The 15,418-nt window shown below is 73.8% G+C and carries 14 protein-coding genes and 1 pseudogene; 6 read left to right on the top strand and 9 right to left on the bottom strand.

Annotated elements, in window-relative coordinates; translation table 11 throughout:
* Positions 1-126 precede the first annotated feature (126 nt).
* Both GGE06_RS11005 and GGE06_RS11010 read right to left on the bottom strand, forming a co-directional pair.
* Positions 127-789 (bottom strand): response regulator, encoded by a 663-nt coding sequence (locus GGE06_RS11005; RefSeq protein ID WP_116162997.1) that lies wholly within the window; start codon positions 787-789, stop codon positions 127-129.
* Positions 764-1,936: a sensor histidine kinase gene (locus GGE06_RS11010; protein ID WP_184930707.1), complete on the bottom strand. Its 1,173-nt coding sequence runs from the start codon at positions 1,934-1,936 to the stop codon at positions 764-766. Before GGE06_RS11010 ends, GGE06_RS11005 begins: the two co-directional genes overlap by 26 nt.
* Positions 1,937-2,111: 175 nt before the next feature.
* On the opposite strand from GGE06_RS11010, the gene GGE06_RS11015 reads away from it, so the two are divergent.
* Positions 2,112-4,391, top strand: a complete 2,280-nt coding sequence (locus GGE06_RS11015; RefSeq protein ID WP_116165696.1) for an MMPL family transporter — start codon at positions 2,112-2,114, stop codon at positions 4,389-4,391.
* Between the two features lie 67 nt (positions 4,392-4,458).
* Here the strand turns inward: GGE06_RS11015 and GGE06_RS42450 are convergent.
* A pseudogene (locus GGE06_RS42450) lies at positions 4,459-4,794 on the bottom strand (transposase family protein); the annotation flags it as partial.
* Between the two features lie 42 nt (positions 4,795-4,836).
* Positions 4,837-6,279 (bottom strand): carboxylesterase/lipase family protein, encoded by a 1,443-nt coding sequence (locus tag GGE06_RS11025; protein WP_184930708.1) that lies wholly within the window; start codon positions 6,277-6,279, stop codon positions 4,837-4,839.
* A gap of 145 nt (positions 6,280-6,424) precedes the next feature.
* Between GGE06_RS11025 and GGE06_RS11030 the strand changes: the two genes are divergently transcribed.
* Positions 6,425-6,823, top strand: coding sequence for a hypothetical protein (locus tag GGE06_RS11030; protein ID WP_246532477.1), 399 nt, complete (start codon positions 6,425-6,427; stop codon positions 6,821-6,823).
* Between the two features lie 66 nt (positions 6,824-6,889).
* Here GGE06_RS11030 and GGE06_RS11035 read toward each other — a convergent pair whose 3' ends face one another.
* Positions 6,890-7,258: a cupin domain-containing protein gene (locus GGE06_RS11035; RefSeq protein WP_116162989.1), complete on the bottom strand. Its 369-nt coding sequence runs from the start codon at positions 7,256-7,258 to the stop codon at positions 6,890-6,892.
* 381 nt (positions 7,259-7,639) lie between these two features.
* Between GGE06_RS11035 and GGE06_RS11040 the strand changes: the two genes are divergently transcribed.
* The 3 genes from GGE06_RS11040 (at position 7,640) to GGE06_RS11050 (ending at position 9,985) form a co-directional block, all read left to right on the top strand.
* On the top strand, positions 7,640-7,999 hold the full coding sequence (locus tag GGE06_RS11040; RefSeq protein WP_246532478.1) for an SPW repeat protein: 360 nt from the start codon (positions 7,640-7,642) through the stop codon (positions 7,997-7,999).
* A 225-nt stretch (positions 8,000-8,224) separates the two neighbouring features.
* Positions 8,225-8,584, top strand: coding sequence for a DUF805 domain-containing protein (locus tag GGE06_RS11045; RefSeq protein ID WP_116162984.1), 360 nt, complete (start codon positions 8,225-8,227; stop codon positions 8,582-8,584).
* Between the two features lie 111 nt (positions 8,585-8,695).
* Positions 8,696-9,985, top strand: a complete 1,290-nt coding sequence (locus tag GGE06_RS11050; protein WP_116162981.1) for an ATP-binding protein — start codon at positions 8,696-8,698, stop codon at positions 9,983-9,985.
* On the opposite strand, the gene GGE06_RS11055 is transcribed toward GGE06_RS11050, so the two are convergent.
* Positions 9,963-10,901 carry a carbohydrate kinase family protein gene (locus tag GGE06_RS11055; protein WP_116162979.1) on the bottom strand — a complete coding sequence of 313 codons (939 nt, stop codon included), beginning with the start codon at positions 10,899-10,901 and terminating at the stop codon, positions 9,963-9,965. The genes GGE06_RS11050 and GGE06_RS11055 overlap by 23 nt on opposite strands.
* Before the next feature lie 131 nt (positions 10,902-11,032).
* On the opposite strand from GGE06_RS11055, the gene GGE06_RS11060 reads away from it, so the two are divergent.
* Positions 11,033-11,608 (top strand): YdeI/OmpD-associated family protein, encoded by a 576-nt coding sequence (locus GGE06_RS11060; protein ID WP_184930709.1) that lies wholly within the window; start codon positions 11,033-11,035, stop codon positions 11,606-11,608.
* Between the two features lie 11 nt (positions 11,609-11,619).
* Here GGE06_RS11060 and GGE06_RS11065 read toward each other — a convergent pair whose 3' ends face one another.
* From GGE06_RS11065 to GGE06_RS43395, 3 genes are all read right to left on the bottom strand, one after another.
* Positions 11,620-12,123: a GNAT family N-acetyltransferase gene (locus GGE06_RS11065; protein WP_312883096.1), complete on the bottom strand. Its 504-nt coding sequence runs from the start codon at positions 12,121-12,123 to the stop codon at positions 11,620-11,622.
* Positions 12,124-12,160: 37 nt separating this feature from the next.
* Positions 12,161-13,363 carry a threonine synthase gene (locus GGE06_RS11070; RefSeq protein WP_184930710.1) on the bottom strand — a complete coding sequence of 401 codons (1,203 nt, stop codon included), beginning with the start codon at positions 13,361-13,363 and terminating at the stop codon, positions 12,161-12,163.
* 98 nt (positions 13,364-13,461) lie between these two features.
* Complete coding sequence (locus GGE06_RS43395; protein ID WP_312883097.1) at positions 13,462-15,363, bottom strand: ribosomal eL19 family protein; 1,902 nt, start codon at positions 15,361-15,363, stop codon at positions 13,462-13,464.
* Positions 15,364-15,418 lie beyond the last annotated feature (55 nt).

The following is a 15,418-nucleotide window of genomic DNA, read 5'->3' on the forward strand; positions in this document are numbered from 1 at the left end:
ATCATCGGGTGGTCCTGGTGAGGTCTTTGATCCAGATCATCGAGGCGCGCGGGTGGAGACCGGCGGGGTAGCTGTCGGGAGTCTTGTCCGTATCGGGTGTCTCTGGGACACGGCCCGGCAGCCGGCTCAGGTTCCGGGGAGGATACGACGCGTTTCGTAGGCCCACATCGCGATCTCGACCCGGTTGCGGGCGCCGAGTTTGGCCATCAGGCTGGCCAGATGCGTCTTCACCGTGCTGAGGCTGATGTGCAGGGCATCGGCGATCTCGGTGTTGGTCAGCCCGCGAGCGACGGCGAGGAGCACCTGCTCCTCGCGGGCGGTGACGGGTGAGACCGGCTGGACCACGGGCCGGCCGGCGGGCAGGTCCGCGAATGCCTGGAGCAGACGGACGGTGACGCTGGGCGCGATGAGCGCCTCGCCGTCGGACGCCGACCGTACGGCCTGGGCCAGAAGGTCTGGTCCCGTGTCCTTGAGGAGGAATCCGCGGGCGCCGGCACGCAGCGCGCCGTAGACGTACTCGTCGAGGTCGAACGTGGTGATGACGACCACGGCCAGCGGGTCGGCGACGCCCGGGCCGGCGACCAGCCGGGTGGCCCCGAGCCCGTCGAGTACGGGCATGCGGATGTCGAACAGGCAGACGTCGGGGCGTAGTTCGCGGGCCAGACGTACCGCTTCCCGCCCGTCGGCGGCCTCGCCGACCACCTCGATGCCGGGCTGGGCGTTCAGCATGATCCGCAACCCGGTGCGGATGATCGTCTGGTCGTCAGCGACGAGGACGCGAATGGACACCGCTCTCGATCCTCGCTCTCGGCAGTTCGGCTTCGACATGCCAGCCCCGGTCGGTACCCGGGCCGGCTCGTAGTGTGCCGCCGAGCAGGGTCGCGCGCTCGCGAAGTCCGGTAAGTCCGTATCCGTCGCGACCCCGGCCGGTGCGCCGGCCGTTGTCGCGCACGCTCACCCGTACCGTGTGCCGTTCCGCGGCGACCCGGACGACGAGCTCGGTCGCGTCGACCGCATGGCGCAGCGCGTTGGTCACCGACTCCTGCACGATCCGGTAGACGGCCGCGTCCACGGCCGGGGGCAGCGCGTCCAGTTCGCCGTCGAGCCCCAGGTCGACCCTGAGGCGACCACCCGGGGTGCGCACCAGGCGCTCCAGATCCGCGACACCGGCAGGCGGCGCCAGCTCGGCGCCGACCCCGCGGTCGCGCAGCGCGGCGACCATGGCGCGCATTTCCTCCAGCGTGCGCGCCCCTTCCTCCTCGACCCCCTCCAACGCCTCGACGGCGGCGGACGGGTCGGCGCCCGCGAGCACCCGGCCCGCCTGGGCGATGATCACCATGGCCGACACGTGGTGGGCCACCGTGTCGTGCAGTTCCCGGGCGAGCTGCTCGCGCTCGCGGGAGCGCACCTGCTCCAACTGCCGCTCGCGAGCGGTCACCCGGAACCGCACGGCAGCCCCGACCACGCCGGGCAGCAGCAGGAAGACGAAGCCCACGGCCTTTTCGACGACCGGGGTCCCGTCCGTGACGACACACAGCGCGTCGGCCGCGAGGATCACCGCGCCGCCCAGCACGATCTCGCGTCCCGATCCCCACCGGGGCAGCGCGTACACCAGCACGAGCACGACCGCGCCGGTGTACAGGCCGACGGGCTCGCGCGGTGCGGCGACGAGCGAGGCCACCGGAAGCAGGATCACCGAACCGAACGCCAGCGTCACCATCGCCAGCGGGCGGGTCCGGCGCCACAGGGGCAGCAGGCACAGCCATACGGTGAACACCACCGCCACCGGCCGCCACACGACGTCCTCGCGCAGGGTGGCCTCCAGCGCCACACCGGCAAGGCCCGCGGCGAGCAGCGCCCAGTCCCGCCGCACCCGGGCGGGCGCGTCGGGCGGCCGGGGTTCGGTCCACAGGGTTCGCAGGTCGTCTCGGAGCACGGTTCTCAGCCTAGGGACCGCGGCGTGCCGCGCATCGGCCGAAAGGACGGGTCGTCGCTCCGCCCCGGGGCCGACGGATCCGCGGCCCGCGGGCCGATGCCGCGGAGCGCCGTGGCGACGAGCCTCGGCATCGGCGGCCGTACAAGGACGGCCGACGAGGTGGTTGGAGGACCCGATGCTCTCGAAAGCCCTGTTGCGCCTGGGCGCAAGCGCCGCCCGCCATCCCTGGCGGGTGATCGCGTCATGGCTGCTCGCCGCCACGCTCGCCGTCCTCGCCGCCGTCGCCATCGGCGGGCGGACCGCGGACTCGATGACCGCTCCGGGACTGGACTCCCGACGGGCCGCGGAACTGATCGAGCGGGCAGGCACCGGCCAGGAGGGGATGACCGCCCAAGTGGTCGTCACCCCCCTCGACGACGGTGCGACGTTCTTCGACGACGACGGCGCGCGCACCGCTCTCACGCGGCTGCGGGCCGAGGTGCAGCGGCTGCCGCACGTGCTCGGCACGAGCGACCCGGCGGGGGCGCTCGACGCGGGCGGGGACACCGCCGTGCGCGGCGGCCTCGTTTCGGCCGACGGGCGGATCGCGGTCGTCCGGGTGCAGTACCCCGACCAGAGCCGGCTGTCGGCCGAAGACCTCGACGCCCTCGTCGCTCTCGGCGACCGGCTGCGCGCCGAGCTGCCGCTGCGCATCGAGATGGGCGGCAACCTCTTCTACGCCTTCTCCGACCCCGACGGCGGCGCGAGCGAGCTGATCGGCCTCCTCGCCGCGGCCGCGATCCTGTTCCTGGCGTTCGGTTCGCTCGTCGCCGCCGCGCTGCCGATCGGCATGGCGGTCTTCGGGCTGACCGTCGGGGTCGCCACGATGACGGTACTGGCGGGGGTGACGGAGGTCCCCACCTTCGCACCGGTCCTGGGCAGCATGGTCGGGCTCGGAGTGGGCATCGACTACGCGCTGTTCGTGCTCGCCAGGCACCGGGAGTACCTCGCGTGCGGGCTCGATCCGCAGGAGGCGGCCGGACGAGCGGTGGCAACGGCGGGGCGGCCGGTGGTCTTCGCCGGCGGCACCGTCGTCGTGTCGATCCTCGGCCTGGCGGTCGCGAACGTGCCGTTCATGACGGTGGGCGGGGTTGCCGTCTCGATCGTCGTCCTGACGATGGTGCTCGCGTCGGTGACGCTGCTGCCGGCCTTCCTCGGCGCGGCCGGCCCGCGGCTGGGCCGGCCCGGCCGGATCGGCCGGATCGGCCGGGCACTTCGGGCCGGGCGGCCGGGCCGCCTCGGCCGACGACGGGACACGGCGGCGGGCGCCGTCCCCGCCGTCGGGTGGCGGCGCTGGCTCGGCCACGTCGGCCGGCACCCGGTGCCGTACGCGGTCGGCGCCGTGGCGCTGCTGATGACGGCGACGCTGCCCGTGCTCGGCCTGCGCGTCGGCCTGCCCGACGACGGCTCACTGCCGCAGAGCCGTACCGAGCGCCGGGCCTACGAACTCGTCGCCGAGGGATTCGGCCCGGGCACCAACGGTCCCCTCGTCATCGCCGCGGACCCCGCCGGTGATCCGGGAGTGGTGGACCGTCTCGTCGCGGGGGTCGCGGCGGATCCGGGGATCGCGTCCGTCGCGCCGGCGCGCATCGATCGGGCCACCGGCGTCGCGACCCTCGTGGTGTTCCCGACCACCAGCCCTCAGGACGAGGCCACGGCCGACACCATCGCCCGGCTGCGCGCCGAGGTGCTGCCCGCGGCGATCGGGCACGGCCCGGCCACGGCGCACGTCGGCGGGGCCGCAGCGAGCCTGTCCGATGTGGGCCGACGCACCAGCGAACGTCTGCCGGTGTTCGTCGCCGCCGTGCTGGCGATGTCGTTCCTGCTGCTGATGCTGATCTTCCGCTCGGTCCTCGTACCGCTCAAGGCGGTCCTGCTGAATCTGCTGAGCATCGGCGCGGCCTACGGCATCATGGTCGCGGTCTTCCAGTGGGGCTGGGGAGGCGCACTCATCGGACTGGAGGCGACGGTTCCGATCGTGTCGTTCATCCCGATGTTCCTCTTCGCCATCCTGTTCGGCCTGTCGATGGACTACGAGGTGTTCCTCCTCTCCCGCGTACGCGAGGAGTACCTGCGCACCGGCGACAACGGCACGGCGATCGTCGAGGGCGTCTCGCGCACCGCCCGGATCATCACCTCGGCCGCCCTCATCATGGTGGCGGTCTTCCTGTCCTTCGCCGTCGCCGACGATCCCTCCACCAAGATGTTCGGGCTCGGTCTGGCCACCGCGATCTTCATCGACGCCACGGTCGTACGCATGGTGCTGGTACCGGCGACCATGACACTCCTCGGCCGGACCAACTGGTGGCTGCCGAAGTGGCTGGACCGGACGCTTCCCCGCGGCCCGGTCGGCACCGACGACACCGACGCGGAATCCACGGGTGAGGCTCCGCGTCCACGGCTGGCTGACCGTTGACTCAACTCCTGCCCGCCCTTGGCGTCCGGCACCTCAGCGCGTCACCCAGGGACATATCGAGTCGTGATCATCGGGTGGTCCTGGTGAGGTCCTTGATCCAGATCATCGAGGCGCGCGGGTGGAGACCGGCGAGGTAGCCGTCGGGAGTCTTGTCGTATCGGGTGGCGATGCCTCGCCATGCCTTGAGCTCGTTGATCAGGCGTTCGACGGTGTTCCGCTCCTTGTGGAGACCGGCGTCGTGGCTGACGGGTCGGCCATCTCTGGAGCCCTTCTCCTCCGGGATGACCGCCTTGATACGGCGCTTACGCAGGTGGGCGCGGATCCGCAGGACGGGGATGGACTGCGGGCCATCCGCCGCCCGGCCTGTGGTCAGGGTGAACGCCTGCGGACGCCAGGGCCTGTCCGTCCCCCTCAGGCCGGACAGGCCCTGGCGCGGCCCGGCGGCTCAGCCGAGCCAGATGTCGCGGACGCGGTGCACCGGGTCCGAGGCGACCCGGGACTCCGCGTCCCAGATCATCGTGGCGCGCTCGGCGGCGGTGTAGCGCGGCCAGTCGGCGCCCGGGTCCTGGTCGGTGACGAAGCCGACCCAGGCCCGGTGCAGGGTGTCGGCGAGCGCGCGCGGCGGCTCGTCGCCGGCGACGGCCGCGACGCCCTCGGCGTCGAGGAGGTCGAAGGCGAAGGGCAGGTCCAGGCAGTGGAACGCGAGCCCGAGACCCGGCGAGCGCCAGCGGAACTCGTAGAACCAGGTGGGCCGTTCCCGCGCGGCGCGGGCGTCCGCGACGGCGAGGTTCGGGGCGCGGAAGACCGTGTCGGTCAGCGCCTGCCCGAAGTACCGCTCCTCGCCGGCCTCCGCGTACTCCTCGGTGAAGGCGTCCGCCCCGGCCGCGTCCAGGCCGAGCCCGCCGAGCAGGACGGGCAGCGGCGGTGCGTCCGGGCCGGGTCCGGGAATCATCGTGAACTCGTCCGCGGTGAAGCCGAGCATCAGCGGTACGTCCGCGCCGGCCTCACCCGTCGTCAGGGCGTCCAGGACGGGTACGGGGATCAGCTCGCCGTCCGCGAAGGGGGCGAGGGCCAGCATCGGCGGCAGGCCCTCGCGGTCCGGGCCCGGTGCGGACATCAGGTCCTGGAGGTCGAGGAGTTCGTCGTCGGTCAGGTCGCGCAGAGCGGCGGCCGTGGCCGGGACGCCGGTGCGTGACGTGAACAGCCGGGCCGCCGCGCGGGCGACCTCGGGGCCGTCGGGCCGCAGGACCGCGCCCGAGACGGAGAGCGCGCCCCGGAACAGGCCCTGCGCCGAGGGGACCGCGAGCAGCGTCTGCACGGCGCCGCCGCCCGCCGACTGGCCGGCGACCGTGACCTTCGCCGGGTCGCCGCCGAAGGCCGCGATGTTGTCCCGCACCCACTCCAGGGCCGCGATCCAGTCCCGTACGCCGCGGTTGTCCGGTGCGCCCTCCAGGTGCAGGAAGCCCTCGATCCCGAGGCGGTAGCCGACGGAGACGACCACGACGCCGTCCCGGTTGAAGGCGGCACCGTCGTACCAGGGGCTCGCCGCCGAGCCCGCCACGTACCCGCCGCCGTGGATCCAGACCAGGACCGGCAGACCGGCCTCCGGGTCCGCCGCCGGCGTGAACACGTTCAGGTTCAGCACCCCGGTGCCCGGGATCGACGGCTCCGGGATCGTCGTGACGTCCGCGAACGGCCGCTTCTGCGCGGTCGGCCCGTACGCCGTCGCGTCCAGCGGCTCCGACCAGGCCTCCGGCGGCACGGGGGCCGCGAAACGGAGGTCGCCGACGGGCGGCTGCGCATAAGGGATGCCCAGGAAACGCAGGGTCCCGTCCGCACGGCGCTCGCCGCGCACGGGTCCTCGGTCGGTGGTGACGGTGGTGCTCATGGAGTGCTGCTCCTTCTGCGCGGGCACACGGGGCCGGAGCCCGAGCCTGTCACCGCCTGCTTACACGTGTCAATCCTCTGTGTCGGGAGGCTGGCGCGCGAGATCCCCCAGCGGAAGCGGCGGCCCCTAGACTCGGAGGCTCGGGATGAACACGCTGGGCCAGGGGAAGGCGGCGGCGATGAAGTGGGACGCCGGCGCCGTGGGCTGGGCGCTCCTGTTCCTGTCCGGAGCGGGCCTCATGGCCGCCGGGGCGATCTGGAAGGGCCGGGCCGTACGGCCCTTCGCCGCCTCACGGGCGCGGACCGTCGCCCAGCGGGAGTACGCCCGGGACCTCCAGCGGGCGGCCGACCACGTGATCGCGGAGGCCCGCCGGTCCGCCGGCGAGGGCGAGCCGGCGATCGTCACCGTCACGGCGGTGATGCGGACGGCCGAGGAGCGGTACGGCCACGCGGACGTGGAGCGGCCACACGCGGCGGCGGCGCTCCGCCGCAGGTTCGAGCACTGGCGCTGCGCCGCCGACTGCGTCACGGACGCGTACGGATAGGCCTCACTGGCCGGACGTTCACGCGAACACCGTCCCGCCCCGCGGCGCCGCCGAGCGGAGAGACCGTCAGGACTGCGGCACGGCGTAGTCCGTGAAGCCCAGCCAGTCGAGGGCCACGCAGGGCTCGTCGCCGAGGACCCAGGCGTCGTGGCCGGGCTTGACCTCCATGTAGTCGCCCGCCCCGAACTCCGTCGTCTCACCGTCGTCCATGACGACCTTCATCCGGCCGCTGATCACGTATCCGACGTGCGACGCCTGGCAGCTGTCGGTGCCGGCGATGGGCTTGACGTGCTTGGACCACTGCCAGCCCGGCTCGAAGACGGCCCGGCCCACCGAGCCACCGTCGCCGATGAGCAGGTCGAGCCTGCCCTTGCCGTCCTCGAAGGGACGCGTCTCGTCCGCCGAGTCGAAGCTCTTCCGTACGATGCCGGCCATCGCGCACTCCCGGGCGGTGGAAAGATCCGGTCCCCGAGTCCTTTTCCAGGCTACGCCGGAGCGGTCACGGCCACCGCCCGGGGCCATGTGCATAGCGATGCGAAGAACGGCTCGACTTTGCGCTGAATTTTCATTGACCGGAAATGACCTTTTGGCGGATCCACGCACATCCACGACTCCTTTTCTGTGCACATCCCCACCGGACAGACCTACACATAAAGGCCAGATAAGAGCACAATGAAGCAGCGGCGCAATTGCCGCAGTGCGGCCAGACATGCAGGACGCCAGAAGGAGGCGAGTCACATGGCCGACCTCTCCCACCGTCCCGGTGATATCGCGGGACACCCCGATGCGTCGGAAATGCGGGACCGTTATGCCCGCATGCTCCAGACGAGAGGTGTCGCGGCCGTCGAGGAGCTCGTGATCCTCGCCGGTCTATGGGCCGCGATCTCCGCCTGGACGGTCCACTTCTCCGCCGCCCGACCGGAGCTGGCCATCACCAACCTGGTCGTCGGCATCGCTCTCGCGGGGCTCGGCCTGTGCATGTCGATGGCTCCCGAACGGTCGCAGGACCTGAACTTCGTCGTCCTGCTCCTGGGCGCGTGGCTGATCGTCGCGCCGTGGGTGGTCTCGCGGCACCCTGACACGGGCACGGTGCTCAGCAACGTGATCACCGGCGCGTGCGTCTGCCTGTTCTCCCTCACGGCCGGCGGAATTCTCATGACCAAGAGGCGGACGTGACGTTCTGATCGTCCGACTCCCGGACCTTCGTCGATCCTCTCCCCGGAACGGCGGCATCTCCTCTCCCGGAGGTGCCGCCGTTCACCGCGTCGACGCACCTTCCGCGCGTGAACCGCGGACGTCCGAGAACCGATTGACCCCCGTGCTTTCCGCCGCATAGGTTCTTCGTCGGCCTGCCCCACAGGGCCGGCCTCCCGCTCGTACACCCAGTCCTCGGGGGACAAAGTGAACTGGTATCTCGACGTGCTCAAGAAGTACGCGGTGTTCAGCGGCCGTGCGCGCCGCACGGAACACTGGATGTTCTTCCTGGTCAACGCGATCGCGGTCGTCGTCGTCGTGGCGATCGACCTGGCGATCGGCACCTTCCCGCTCCTTTGGGCGGTCTACTTCCTGGCCGTGTTCCTGCCGCACCTGGGCGTGATGACCCGCCGTCTGCACGACACCGGCCGCTCCGGCTGGTGGCTCCTCATCGCCCTCGTTCCGCTGGTCGGCTGCATCGTCCTGATCGTCTTCCTCGCCACCGAGGGCGAGCAGCGGCAGAACGCCTACGGCCCGGACCCGAAGGCGGTTCCGGCCGCTGCATAGAGCCGGTACGGAGCGATGGGACGCGCCGCCTTGTGCACGGCGGCGCAGGCCCTCGCCCCAGCGCTCCGCCTAGCCTCGCCGCAACACAGCGAACGAGGGGCGGTACCACCGGTGAACTGGCACATCCACGACTACCGCGAGAGCGATCTCGCGGCCGTCGTCCATCTGATCGACACCACCGCCGAACTCGGGCAGGAGTCCGTCTTCTCGCTCGCCGAGTGCATCGGCGCCCTCACCACCCGCCAACCGGCCGTGGTCGCCGTGCACCAGGGCGCCCCCATCGGTGCGGCGCTCGCCTGCGTCTCCGGCGAGCGGGCCTGGGTCATGCGGATCGCGATCTCCTCGGCGTGGCGGGGCCGCGGCCTCGCCAGCGCCCTGCTCGTGGAGCTGGAGCGGCGGCTCGTCGCGGCCCGCGTCGGGCGCATCGCGTACGTCCTGCCGGAGGAGGAGCTCCTCGGCGAGGGCCTGCTGAACGCCGGGTACACGCGCCAGCCGGCCGTCGCGTACTTCGAGAAGGTGGAGCCGCTGCACGGCCCCGCCGCCGGGCTCCTCGACGACCTGGGCGGGCGGCTGCTCCCCGGCGACCTGTGGGCGAAGGTGGCCGGCATGGAGCGGGAGAAGGACCTGATCGAGCGCCGTGTGGTGCTGCCCCTGGCCGAGCCGGAGCGGGCCAACCGGCACGGCGTGCGGCCGCCGCGCGCGGTCTGCCTGTTCGGCCCGCCCGGCACCGGGAAGACCACGTTCGCGCGGGGCATCGCCTCCCGGCTCGGCTGGCCCTTCGTGGAGATCCTGCCGTCCCGCCTCGCCGACGAGGGGAACCTCGCCGCCGCGCTGCGGTCCGCGTTCGCGCGGATCGCCGAGCTGGAGCGGGTCCTGGTCTTCATCGACGAGGTCGAGGAGATCGCCCCGGTCCGCTCGGAGCCCGCCCAGCCGGGCGGGATGCACGGGGTGACGAACGAACTCCTGAAGCTGATACCGGGCTTCCGGGAGCGGGACGAGCGGCTGCTCGTCTGCGCGACCAACTCGATCCGCTCCCTCGACCCGGCGTTCCTGCGGCCCGGACGCTTCGACTACCTCATCCCGATCGGTACGCCGGACAAGGCGGCGCGGGCGGCGATCTGGGCCCGCTACACCGACGGCCGGACGGACGTCGACATCGACGAACTGGTCCTCGCGAGCGAGCTGTTCACCCCCGCCGACATCGAGCACGCGGCGCGGATCGCCGCCCAGGCCTCCTTCGAGCGGGACCTGGTCGCGGTCGGCGGCCGTGGCGGGGACGCTCCGGCGCCCGGCGCGAGCACGGCCGACTACCTGGAGGCCATCGCCGAGTGCCGGCCGACGGTCACGCCGGAGATGGTCGAGCAGTTCGCCGCGGACATCACCTCACACGCGCGGACCTGACGGTGAACCGCTCCCCGGCAGCGTCCAGTTCGGCCCGGTCGGGGGGCTGGGCGCCGGCCCGGGAGACGGTGACGGCCGCCGCCGCGGTCGCTCTGCGCAGCAGCCGCGCGAGATACTCGGCACCGAGCCCGGCGAGGGTCTCCCGCCCGCGCCCGGCGAGGACGTCGAGTACGGCGGACATGAAGGAGTCGCCCGCGCCGACGGTGTCGACGACGGTGACCGGCGGCGCCTCCGCGGTGATCGTCTCCCGCCCGGTGAAGACGGTCGAGCCGGCCGCGCCCCGGGTGATCAGGACGACGGCCGGGCCGAGGGCCCGCCAGCGGGCGGCGACCTCGTGCGGCTCCGCCCCGGGGTACAGCCAGGCCAGGTCCTCGTCGCTCGCCTTCACCACGTCGCTCAGCGCGACACAGCGCTCGACGCGTGCGACGGCCTCGGCGTGGTCCCCCATCAACGCGGGCCGCACGTTCGGGTCGTAGCTGACCGTGGCCCGGTCGCGCAGCCGCTCGACCTCGGCGAGGACGGTGGCCGCGCCGGGAGCGGTGACGGCGGCGATCGAGCCGATGTGCACGTGCGTCGGCGCCTCGGCCGGCGGTGCGCCGCTCTCCAGCGTCCAGGCGATGTCGAAGGTGTACGTGGCCCGGCCGTGCGCGTCGAGCCCGACGGCCGCCGACGGGGTCCGTACGGGAACGCCGCCGACCTCCACCCGTACCCCCGCGCCCTTCAGGTGGTCCGCGATCAGCCGCCCGTCGGCGTCGTCGGCGAGCTGCGTGAGCAGCATGACGTCCCGGCCGAGGCGCGCGAGGCCGTAGGCGACGTTGGCGGGGCTGCCGCCCGGGTGCACGCGGTCGGCGGCGCCGGATCCTTCGGGGGCGCGGACGATGTCGGCGACGCACTCGCCGATCACCAGGAAGGACATGGGACGGAACTCCTAGGGGACGACCTGGAAACGGGTGTACGGGTGCCCTGGGGACGATCCGCAGATCGTACGTGCCGCCGGCCTCCTATCGTGGCCCCGGGGACGTCCGACGGCGGGAAGGAAACGATCCGATGGAGACGGTCGAGGGGCTCTCGGTCATGGCGTTCAGCGGCGGGGAGGAACTGGAGGCCTGGCTGGACGAGCACCACGGGGACACCCCGGGCATCTGGCTGCTGCTCGCCCGCAAGGACTCGGACCTCGCCTCGCCCAGCGCGGAGGAGATCCTCGACGGCACGCTCGCGTACGGCTGGATCACCGGCAAGCGCATGGCCCGCGACGAGCGGAGCCACCTCCAGAAGATCACCCCGCGCCGGCCCCGCAGCCTCTGGTCCCGGGTCAACGTGCGCCAGGTCGAGGCGCTGACCGCCGCCGGCCGGATGCGGGAGCCGGGCCTCGCCGAGGTGCGGGCGGCGCAGGCCGACGGCCGGTGGGAGGCCGCGTACCCCTCCCAGAAGGACGCGACGGTCCCGGACGACCTGGCGGCGGCCCTGGCGGCGGAGCCGAGGGCCGCGGAGGCCTTCGAGGCCCTGGGGAAGACCGACCGCTACCTGGTGATCCTCAGCCTCTGGCAGGCCCGCACCGCGAAGACCCGGGCGGCGCGACGGGAACGGGCGGTGGCGGCACCGGCCGCGGGAAGGCGTCCCTGACGGGACACCGATCAGGCGCGCCGCCGGTAGAGCACCTGGCGGGCGTCCCACTCCACGAACGACTCCGCGTGCTCGAAACCGACGGCCTCCAGGAGTCGCCGCGAGGGATGGTTCGCCTCCTGCGTGAGCGCGACCACGCTCGGCGCGCCCTCCAGGACGCGGGCGACGACCGCGTCCACCGCCTCGCGCGCGTACCCCTGCCCCCAGTGCTCGGGCAGGAACTGGTACGAGACCTCCGTCTCCCCGTTCCGCGCGCCGTCCTCCACCGTGACCAGACCGACGAGGACACCGTCCTCGGCCCTGACGACCGCGTGGAACCCGGGCGCCCCCACGATCCGCCGCTGCCGGATCCGGACGACCGACTCGATGACGGGACCACCGAGGTGCTGCCGCACGAGCGGGTCGGTCCACAGCCGCGTCACGGCGGCCACGTCCCCGCTCCGGACGCGCCGCAGCACCAGCCGCGCGGTGACGAGCGGGCCGACGTGGTGGGCGGGGTGCGGGGAGACGGTCACGTCTCCCATCATCTCAGGCCCGGGCCGGAACCCGGCGTCAGGACGGTCGCGTGGAGGTCAGGGCCTCCTTGATCGGATCCCAGTCCGGGGCCGTCGGCGCGAAGGTCTCCTTCGCCGTGGCGACGTCCTTGTAGCCGCTGGAGGTGACGACGCACACCACCGGTCCTCCGGTCTCGCGGGGCCCCTGGGCGCGGAGGCCGGCGAGGCCGGCGGCGGAGGAGGTCTCGCACCAGATGCCCTGTGCCGCCAACTCCGCTCGTGCGGACGCCATCTGATCGTCCGTCACCGCGCGTGCGCCGCCTCCGGTCGTGCGGACGGCGAGGACGCCCCGGTAGCTGTTGATCTCGCAGTCGATGGCGTACGCGGTGGTCGGACCGACGGGCACGCGGGCCACGGGCCGGCCGGTGCGCAGGGCCTCGGTGAGGGCACCGGCCGCTGCGGGCTCCACCGCGTACACACGGGGCACGGAGTCGGTGACGCCCAGCCGCGCGAGCTCCTGGAAGCCCTTGGCCACCCCGAAGAGCAACTCGCCGTATCCGCAGGGGAGGTGCACCTCCGCCGGCGCGCGCCCGAGGTCGAGCGCGATCTCGTACGCGATCGTCTTGTAGCCCTCGGGCCCGAAGGGGTGCCCGGTGTGGGCGGTGTCGGTGACGCTGCTGACGCTCTGGAAGCCGAGCTCGTCCACGATGCGGCGCATCAGCGGGCGTACGGACTCGTACGGGACGGTCAGCACCGTCGCCCCGTAGGCGCGGAGGTGGGAGGCGACGGCGGGCGGGGCGTACGGGGAGGTGAAGACGGCGCACGGCAGACCGGCGCGGGCCGCGTAGGCGGCGGCCGCGGCCCCGTGGTTGCCCGACGAGGAGACGACGACGCCCCGCGCGCCCGAGGCGACGGCGGCGCTGACGGCGACCCGGTTGAGCCGGTCCTTGTGGCTCCAGGTGGGGTTGCGGGACTCGTCCTTGATCCAGACGCCGTCGGGGAGTTCGACCAGGGGCGTGTTCCCCTCGCCGAGGCCGGGCGCGGCGAGGGGCGGGAGCAGTGGGGCCCACCGTTCCAGGCCGTGGGCGGCCGGGCCCTTGAACAGGTCGGCGGGGACCCGGTCGTAGTCGTAGTCGATGTCGAGGGGGTACGCCACGTCCTCGGTGGACGTGACCGGGCAGCCCCGGGTGAGCGGAGGCCACAGCGGGTGGCGTACGGACGGATCGGCGAGCGAACGCTGGGCGAGGGCGAGCGAGGTCATGGGGCGGTCCTTCCGAGGAGGGGAGATCGGGGCCTGCTTTCCGTCGTGGCCGTACGGGCGCGGGCGGAGGCCGCCGCCCCTCGCCCCGTCCCGGCCGCTCAGCCCATGCGGCGGGTGAGCGCGGCGAGCGCGCCGGGCCTGCGGCCGGGGACCCGTCGGCGGAGGTCGACCAGGAGGGGCCCGATGGCCCGGGCGCGGCCGGGGTCCTCGATGTGCTCCCACTGGTGGTGGGCCCGGTCGACGGCCCCTTCGACGTCGGGGTCGTCCGGGCGCTGGTGCAGCCCGAGCCGGGCCTCGGCGGCGGCGATCCAGAGTTCGCAGCTGCGGGCCGGTTCCCCGGCGAGGCGGGCGAGGTCGGCCCGTACCTCCGTCCAGTGCACGGCCTCCACCGACCGGGGTCCGTGACGGCGCAGAGCCTCGTGCTCCCAGGCAGCCGCCACCGCCGCCGCCTCCCCGTGCCGGCCCGCCATGGCGGCGGAGAGGATCGCGGGGTGCGGGTCGACGGCGGCGCCCGCCGACGCGTGCGCACGGGCGGGCGGGGGCGCCGGCACCGGCGGGAACGCGGGCGCGGGCCGGGTCACGGGAACGGGTGCGGAGACCGGCGCGGGTGGAGGTGCGGAGACCGACGCGGGTGCGGTACGGGCCGGGGGCACGGCCGTCGGACCGGGCGCCGGTGCCGTACGAGCCGGGCGCACGGCTGCGGCACCGGGCGTGGCTGCCGTATCGACCGGGTACGCAGCTCCCGCACCGGGCCCAGGTGCCGCACCGCCCGGGTGCACGACTGGGGAACCCGGCACGACTGCCCCACTGGCCGGGTGCACGTCTCCCGGGCCGGGCGCGGCTGCCGTACCGGCCGGATACACACCTCCCGGACCCGGCACGGCTGCCGTACCGGCCCGGTGCACAGCTCCCGGAGCGGGCGCGGGCGCCGTACCGGCCGGGTGCACAGCTCCCGGAGCGGGCGCGGGCGCCGTACCGGCCGGGTGCACTGCCTCCGGGCCGGGCGCCGGTGCCCAAGCTGCCGGGGGCCCAGTCGCCGGGCCGGGCGCCGGTGCCGGGCCGGGCGAGGGTACGGACCCCGGCGCAGGCGCGTGGCGCGTCTCCGGTCCGGCCGCTGGAGCCCCCGGAGGCGCGAGCCCTGGTGTCAGGAACACCGGTTCCGGTGCCGGGGACACCGTCGTCGCCCGCGCCGCCGCCTCCGCGTGTGCCGACGCCGGCGTCAACCGGGCTCCGGAGCGCCAGAGTTCGGCCCAGGCCCGCAGGTACTCGGGGGTCGTGGGCTCACCCCTGCGCGGGGCGGGCACCACACGCCCGTAGAGGAGGGGGCCGGGCCCCAGGTGCAGGAGTCCGGGCGCCGCGGTGAGGCGCTGCCAGACGTCCGGGTCGGCCGCGAGGTCCGCGACGACGGTCGTGGTGCCGGGCTGCCGTACGCCGAGTTCGCCGGCGAGCCAGTGCCAGGGCAGCGCCGTGTAGCGGAGGGTCGCCTGCGTGGTGCGGGCGAGGGCGAGATGGGGCAGTTGCTGGCGGCGGTCGAGGTGGAGCTGGCCCGCGAGGCAGACGACCAGGGGGCCGGGGCTCGCGGCGGCCGCGCGCAGCCGGGTGAGGACGGTCTGCGGGTCGAGCGGGTCGGCGAGTTCGACGACCGTGGCGGCCGTGGTGCCGGTGAGGACCCCGGGCGGCACCGCGGCGAGCGCCGGCAGCACGGAGGCGGCGTCCATGGCGCGGCCCCGGCCGGCGGGCGCGGCGGCGAGTAGAACGGCGGTACCCACGGCGTTCACGGCCACCGGACTCGTGACCGACGCGCTCGCGGCCGCCGCACCCGCGTCCGTACGCACGTCCGGACCGCCCACAGCCGTGCCCGCCACACCCGTCACGGCGCCGGGCGCAAGAGCCCCCGGCACTCCCGGACCCGCCCCCGTACGCACGTCCGAACCGCCCGCGGCCGGCCCGCCCGTGACCGTCGCACCCGCGCCCACCGTGCTGTTTGCGTCGTCGTTCACCACCCCAGCACCGTAACGGGTCGTGGCCTGTCCGATAATCGCCGGGCCTTTGGCA

This window comes from Streptomyces nymphaeiformis (assembly GCF_014203895.1).
GTDB classification, from domain to species: Bacteria; Actinomycetota; Actinomycetes; order Streptomycetales; family Streptomycetaceae; genus Streptomyces; species Streptomyces nymphaeiformis.

What these genes read in the sequence shown, in the direction of transcription:
- GGE06_RS11030 (WP_246532477.1), top strand. Translation starts at nt 6,425, where the DNA reads ATGAACACGCTGGGCCAGGGGAAGGCGGCGGCGATGAAGTGGGACGCC.
- GGE06_RS11025 (WP_184930708.1), bottom strand. Translation starts at nt 6,279, where the DNA reads ATGAGCACCACCGTCACCACCGACCGAGGACCCGTGCGCGGCGAGCGC.
- GGE06_RS11070 (WP_184930710.1), bottom strand. Translation starts at nt 13,363, where the DNA reads ATGACCTCGCTCGCCCTCGCCCAGCGTTCGCTCGCCGATCCGTCCGTA.
- GGE06_RS11060 (WP_184930709.1), top strand. Translation starts at nt 11,033, where the DNA reads ATGGAGACGGTCGAGGGGCTCTCGGTCATGGCGTTCAGCGGCGGGGAG.
- GGE06_RS11055 (WP_116162979.1), bottom strand. Translation starts at nt 10,901, where the DNA reads ATGTCCTTCCTGGTGATCGGCGAGTGCGTCGCCGACATCGTCCGCGCC.
- GGE06_RS11040 (WP_246532478.1), top strand. Translation starts at nt 7,640, where the DNA reads ATGCTCCAGACGAGAGGTGTCGCGGCCGTCGAGGAGCTCGTGATCCTC.
- GGE06_RS11035 (WP_116162989.1), bottom strand. Translation starts at nt 7,258, where the DNA reads ATGGCCGGCATCGTACGGAAGAGCTTCGACTCGGCGGACGAGACGCGT.
- GGE06_RS11015 (WP_116165696.1), top strand. Translation starts at nt 2,112, where the DNA reads ATGCTCTCGAAAGCCCTGTTGCGCCTGGGCGCAAGCGCCGCCCGCCAT.